At 62.4% G+C, this 6,635-nt stretch carries 4 protein-coding genes; all 4 read right to left on the bottom strand.

The genetic code is table 11. The features are described 5' to 3' along the window. Positions 1–133: 133 nt before the first annotated feature. Complete coding sequence (locus tag NG895_RS21675) at positions 134–3,121, bottom strand: PEP-CTERM sorting domain-containing protein (protein ID WP_252854631.1); 2,988 nt, start codon at positions 3,119–3,121, stop codon at positions 134–136. A gap of 1,046 nt (positions 3,122–4,167) precedes the next feature. Next, positions 4,168–4,584 (bottom strand): hypothetical protein, encoded by a 417-nt coding sequence (locus NG895_RS21680; RefSeq protein ID WP_252854632.1) that lies wholly within the window; start codon positions 4,582–4,584, stop codon positions 4,168–4,170. A 48-nt stretch (positions 4,585–4,632) separates the two neighbouring features. Next, complete coding sequence (locus NG895_RS21685; RefSeq protein WP_252854633.1) at positions 4,633–6,240, bottom strand: efflux transporter outer membrane subunit; 1,608 nt, start codon at positions 6,238–6,240, stop codon at positions 4,633–4,635. A gap of 190 nt (positions 6,241–6,430) precedes the next feature. Beyond that, on the bottom strand, positions 6,431–6,635 hold a 205-nt coding region (locus tag NG895_RS21690), incomplete at its 5' end, for a potassium channel family protein (protein ID WP_252854634.1).

The following is a 6,635-nucleotide window of genomic DNA, read 5'->3' on the forward strand; positions in this document are numbered from 1 at the left end:
GTGAGACTCAATCTCAGCGAGGTCGATGCACCTTCAGCGGATCGGCCACCGTCGATGCTACGCCTTTTCAGCCATACGCATAAGCCGAATGGAAGTCTGATACCCCAGTAGGTTGTCCGTGAGCCAGCGGTTTTCAGGACAGAAGTCGCTTACCGTTTGAAAAAAAGCCCCCAACGAGCAGGCCCAGCGCGAACAGGACCGATGTCGCGGGTTCGGGGACGAACGAACCGTCGCTCAGTGACACAAGCTGAATGTCACCGTTGACAGCCGCGACATCGTAGTCGAATCCAGGCGCGAGATTGGCAATCTCATATTCCACGCCGCTGAGATCGGTTGTTCCGTCAACTTCCAAGAAACTGAAGCGATCGTCTAGGCTTGGTGCAAAACCGTCAATGAACTTAAAGACAACCGTGCCGACGATGGAGGCGTCGCCAGTGATGGTCAGCACATCGTACTCGCTCCCCGCTGTATAGCCGCCGATCTCGATTTCGAGGACGCCGGTCTCCTCCTGGATGTAGTCGCCGTCGATGGTGAGGGCGCCGGGCGAAGCGCCGGCGGCGAGAAGGCCGCTGTTGAAGAAGCCACCGTTGTTAGCGACCTGGGTGCCAACGGCGACGACGCCCCCATTCCCATCGACGCGGCCGTTCGGGCCGAGAACGAGTCGGTCGGCGGTAACTCGGCCGAAGGCGTCGACTGTAAGGTTGCCGACGACACCAATCTCGCCGCCGTCCAGCGTGGGATCGGCGGCCGGGCCGAGGGACAGGTCGGCGTCGGCTTCGAGGTGCGAACCGCGGCCCTGAACGACGACCGATGCGTCGGCACCCACGAACAGGCGGGCCGTCTCGATCCGCCCGCCACCAGTGACGTGCGTGACCCCCGGGCGCAGGTCGAGGTACTCGCCCCGAACTGTGATCTTTCCTCCGTCGGCCACGATCAGGTTGGCCTCGTCTTCGGCCAGGTCGGACTCGATGATGAGACCGAAGTTGGACGTGACGTGCGAGTCCATGCCAGTAACTTGAAGCTTGCCGGTCATTTGTAGCAAGCCGGTCGTGAACGTAGAGCCGCCTGCGACCTCGAGGTAGCCCCGGTTACCGACGGACGTGGTTGCGGGGGCGTCCTCGTCGTCGACGACGACGGCCGCGCCATCGGAGAGGTACATCTCGCCGACACCGAACCCGAAGCCGCCGCCGAGCGCCAGCGCAAAACTGACGTTCGCCTGACTGCCTTCGCCGGCGATACGTACGGTTCCGACGCTGTCGGCGAACCGGCCGGCACGGAGGGTGGTGGTGTTGAGCACGGCCCCGTCGGCGATGTTCAGCTCACCCTCGTTGGTGCGACCGATCTCGTGGGTGCCGCCTGTGAGCGTGGTGCCCATGCCGGCGACGTTGACGACGCCGAGGTTGTTGCCGACGGTGCCGAAGCTGGGCGCCGAACCGACGAGCAGGTCCGCCACGACCGTCGCGCCGTCGTTGATGTCAAGCTGGCCGAAGCCGTCGTCGCCGACGTGGATGTTGGCAAAGGCGACGTTAGCCGGCATGAGCTTCGTGTCAGGCCCGGTGACCGAGGCGAACCCGCGCGAGGCGTCGTCGCGGCCGAGGGTGAGGTTGTCGACCTTGAAGACAGCCCCCTGGTCGACGGTTAGCCGGCCACGGTGCTCGGCGCCAACGGTGATCTGCGACGACAGGAACTGGCTCGGCGTCGGCGTGCCGTTGTCGTCGCCGACGCCCGAGACGGTGAGCCGGCTCTCCTGGACCACCGAGGCAGAATCGACAGTGGCTATGAGGACTGGACCGGGGCCAACGTCGGGGCTGGTGATCGTGCCGCCGTCGAGGACGCTGACGTGGCCCTGCGACGACTCGCCAACCTTGAGGGTGATGGCCTGCCACATCGACCCTGGGCCGGTGACGGTGGCGGTGGCGACGCCTGTCCCGTCGTCGGCGTTGGGGCCGTCCACTTTGGCTGCAGGAGTGGCGAGGGCGCCGCCGCCCTGGACGGTGAGGCCCTCGAGGGCCTGGAGGTCGGTGAGGAGCTGGTTCTCCTCGGGGCTGTCAGGGGGGAAGTCGACGTGGCCGACGAAGAGCTGGCCGATGGTGGTGTTAGCGAGGGCGCCGCCAGGACCGACGGTGATCGAGTCGGCGACGAGGCCGTGTTCTCTGGAGACGACGGGGGTGTCGGAGCGGACGTCGAGACGGGCGGCGCCGCCGTTAGGGGCGGCGACGAGAAGTTCGGCGACCTTGAGCAGATTAAGGTCGTAGTTGAGGTCGACGTCGCCGTTTTCGACGGTCATATTGCCGACCTGTGTGTCCTGTTGGAGGTCGACCGTGTAGGTGTTGGGCAAGTCGAAGCGAACGTCGTCGCTCATGGTGGGGGCGTCGTCGTCGGACCAGTTGTCGGCGATGTTGAAGTCGCCGCCGGCAGGCTCGTCCCAGGTCGGTGTCACAGGATCGGGCGCGGCGAACGAGGCGAGGAAGAAGTAATCGAGAGTGAAGGGCGAGGCATCGTAGGTGGCGTGGGCGCCGAAATCAATCCGGATGTCGTACTGGCCGGGCTGGAGCAGTTGGGTAAAGGTGCTGCCCTCGTTTCTCCATCTGATGTCGTAATCGCTGCCGGGACCGTCGAAGTCAACCCAGGCTTGGCGGCCGGCAAAAAGACCGGATGGCGTGCGGAAGTAATCGGTCTCCATGAGTTCATTCATCGCGAAATTGAAGACAGTGGGGGAATCAACGTCGAAGAATGCCTCGAACAGCGCGGTGGCGCTGGTCTTGCCGAGGATTGGCGAGCTCGCGCTCAGCGTGCCGCCGCCAAAGAAGCCTGTCAGGTTGGACTGGTCGTCGAACGTCGGCTGAGCCGTGATGGTCGCGTCAGCGGTCTGCAAGCGATCGTATTCTACATTACCGAATTCTTCACTGATGAGCTCGGTCGACGCGGTCAGGCTTTTTGGCTCTAGACCGACGTATAGTTTCCTATCGTCGAACGAGGGACGTTGCCGGATACCCGTCTTCACCTCCTGCTCGCGATATGTCAGGGTGACTTCGGCCGACGCCGGGCCTGAGACGACCACGACGAGAACAGCGGCCACCGTGCAGGTCGCGCGCTTAATTGTCAATATTCGTTGTCCCATGGCCCTACCTCACAAAGTCAGGTCATCTTTCCGCGAGTACGAGGAAACCCTATGGCACCAGTATTGTAAGGGCCCCGACTTGGTTTCGAAACCTTCGACTTCGCTTCGCAAAAACACGCGACGGGCGGCTCGTTTTACCCTCTGTAAGTTGAGTCTGAACCCGAACTTTTCGAGATCGAGCAGGTGCGTCGGTCAGTCGAGGCCCGGGTCGTCGTTACGGCCCCACAGCCCAATAGACTAGTCGCTAAGAGAGGACCTGCATGGTTGCTTTCTTCGTCGCCGCCCCATTTTCTGCGTGAGCGGCCTCCCCTATCTGTCGCTCGTCGGCCAGACATTAGAGCCCGCCAAGCTCCAGAAACCGTATCCGCCCCCATATCGTTTCTTGCCCCAACCGCTGAAGTGCTCATCACCTCGTCCAGATTCGACGCCAGCCAAGTCGCGTCGGCTGGACCAGCTTCAGCAAGTTAGCGGCTTGGCTGATCTGCAGCGGTCACTCAGAAACAAGAACACCTCTCGCAGTTGCGCAAACCGCAGGTTGGGTCCAGTGGGCCTATCCGCAACTCCCCGCGGTGTACATCACCTCGGCAACTTAGCGGCCGCCATTTAGGGTACTTCAGTGCCGCAGCGTGACACGCCGAGCGCACCCAACCGCACCGCCGAGCCTGTGCGGCTGCGATGCGAGCCTCTGCCGCGTTCGCCTGCGATTCCAAGAGGCCTCGTGTAAACAAATCGCCGTTGAAATCACAAGCCTGTGTGATCCAATAGAGTTGCGGCAGTTTGTGGCCGTTCGCTCCGCGAATGAGCGTTGGTAACGTAGGCTGATTCGCGGGAGCGAATCGCCACCAACGGAGTTTTGGGACAACTCGGGTGGCCCAAAACACATGCGGGGAACAACGCGCGGGGTTTTGTCGCACCCCCTACATGGTTTGGTCGAGAAAAATAGAGGTTTTTGCAACCGAGGGCGACCAAAACTCGGGGAGTCTTGGGCCCATGAATGTAGTTCCCCAAGGTTGTCCCAAAACTCGTCCGCCGTCTGGCGACGGCAGCTACCGAACGGCCGTACGATTTCCGAGAGGTTTTTGCGTTGTGTCGAGCTTCGGTCCCACAACCGGCAGCGCGCGGGTGTCGCGCTCGAGGGCATAATTCATCGAGCGTGGTTGCTTGAGGAATGTCGCGCCGATAGCGCTGCTGCATCCGGGATCGCAGTCGCAGGGACCGGCGCCGGCTCGTTGTCGGCACCAGTACGGCGTGTAGTGCCGGGGGCCACAAGTCAGGTCCGGCGGCAGCGGACCACACACTCGCGGTTCGGGTTTACGGCAGTAGCTCGGGCAGCACCACCGGCAGATGCAGTCGGGCACCTCGTTGTCGCACAGTTTCGACCACAGCGATTCCTCTGCCGCAGCGGATGTCGCAATGGTCGCCGCAAACACCAGGGACATCGTGCCAAGCAGTTTCCGGAACATGGTCGTCTCTCGTACCTTAAAGGGGGTTGGGCAGCTTGCACGTGGCCATCAGGAAGCGACGTCCGCCTGGGGGACTGGCGCCGGCTCGATGGCTTCGATGGGCTCGGTAGGGTCGATCATCTCGGCTGTTACCGGTGCCTCGCTGCCGGCTCCGAAGCGAATTTGCCAACCACCACCCAAGGCGCGATAGATTTGGATCAAACCCAGCGCGATGTCGCCTTGCGCGGTCGCGTAGACCTGCTGTTGTTGAACGAGGATATCTTGAACGGTGAACACCCGGTTGTAGCCGATGGCCCCTTGCTTGTACTGAATCATCAGCAACTCGGACGATCGCTCCGCCGCGGCGACGCTATCCTTCAAGTGCAGCGTTGCGTTGTGACTGTTCAGGAAGTCGGTGATGCCATCTTCCGCCTCGCGATTGGCGCGAAGCACCGTATCCTGGTACGCCAGCGCGGCCTGCTGCATTCGCGCCTGATGCACCCGCACGTTGTTCTTCAGCCGCCCGTAGTTCAGCACGTCCCAGTTAATCGTGGGGGCAATCACACCGACATTGCTGGCGGGCACGAACAGCCGATCGAGCTGTGCCGATTGATAACCGATGCTACCGTTGAGGCTGAAGCTGGGGTACAGTTCGGCCACGGCCACGCCAATCCGGGCACTCTGGGCGGCAACCTCGCGCTCGGCCCGCCGGACGTCAGGACGTCGCCGCAACATCTCGGCCGGAACCCCCAGTGCCACATTGACCGGGGCCTTGGGAATGGGTGCATCCCCCAGCCCCGGCAACAGGTCGGTGGTGGGTATTCCCAGCAGCACGCAAAGCTGGTTGTTCTCCTTGCGGATGCCGGCATTGAGCTGTGGAATGAGCGCCTCGGTGCGCGACAGCACGAGCTTGGCCTGCTCGACATCCACCTGCGTCACGGCGCCGTTGACGTACCTCGACTCGGCAATCTTCAGGCTTCCCCGCTGCAGCTCGACGCTTTGCTTGGCGTATGCGAGTTTCTGCTGCAGGGTCCGAATGCGCACGTACGTGCTGGCCACCTCGGCAACGAGCGACGTGAGCACGTCGTCGTATTCTTCCACCGACGCATCCAAGCGGGCCTCGGCGGCTTCGATCGAACGGCGGAAGCGGCCCCAGAAATCGAGCTCCCACGAAAGATTGCCACTCACGGACCAGTCGTTGAAGTCGCGAGAGAAATCGGGCAGCGCGGTGGAGAGGTCGTTGGCGATGCTTCCGCTGAGCTGCGTGCGGGAGAACTGGGCGTCGAGGCTCTGTGCCTGCGGGAACAGTCCACCGACGGCGATTCCTCGCTGTGCCCGAACTTCCAGCACCCGCATACCCGCTTCGCGGAGCGAGATATTCTGGCGATAGGCCGACTGCACCAGGCCGTTGAGCAAGGGATCGTCGAACTGGTTCCACCAGTCCGCTACGGCTGGGAACCCGTCGGTAACGCGCTGGTCGTCGGCATCGATCCACTGCGGAGACATCGGCGCGGCGGGCTCGCAGTACTCGGGCCCGACCTTGAAACCTTGCCGCCACCACTCGGAGAATGAGGTGCCAGGAATACCCTTACATCCGGTACAGCTTAACAGCACCGCCATGGTGAGGCCGGCGTACCAAGGACGCAGGCGTTTCGGTCGTAGCCGGCACGATGTCACGAATTCTCTCCACTGGGTGTTTTGCCAGCTCGCTGACACACCTCGCCCAGAGACACGAAGTGCCTCGTGCAAGGTATTCATCCTGGAGTATCGTAATGATCCGTACGACCTGTTGCACTGCTTGTGCAGACTAGAAGCTTTTTACTGTCGGTGGGGACCGTGCATCAGGACTAACCGGCACAGCTTGCCATTATTGGTCGTGCGAATGCTTGCCGCCCCACAGCTCCTGCATTACCAGGAAGGCAAAGGAGGCCGTCCAGGCAATCAGTACCAGGCCGGTGATTGCTTCCACGGCAGCAATCGCACGCAGCGAGCCTTGCGGGGCGACGTCGCCAAAACCGAGCGACGTGTAGGCCAAGGCGGAGAAGTAGAAATAGTCGCCGAACGTGGGATGG

Origin of the sequence: Aeoliella straminimaris, assembly GCF_024054565.1 — a bacterium.
Classification (GTDB): Bacteria; Planctomycetota; Planctomycetia; order Pirellulales; family Lacipirellulaceae; genus Aeoliella; species Aeoliella straminimaris.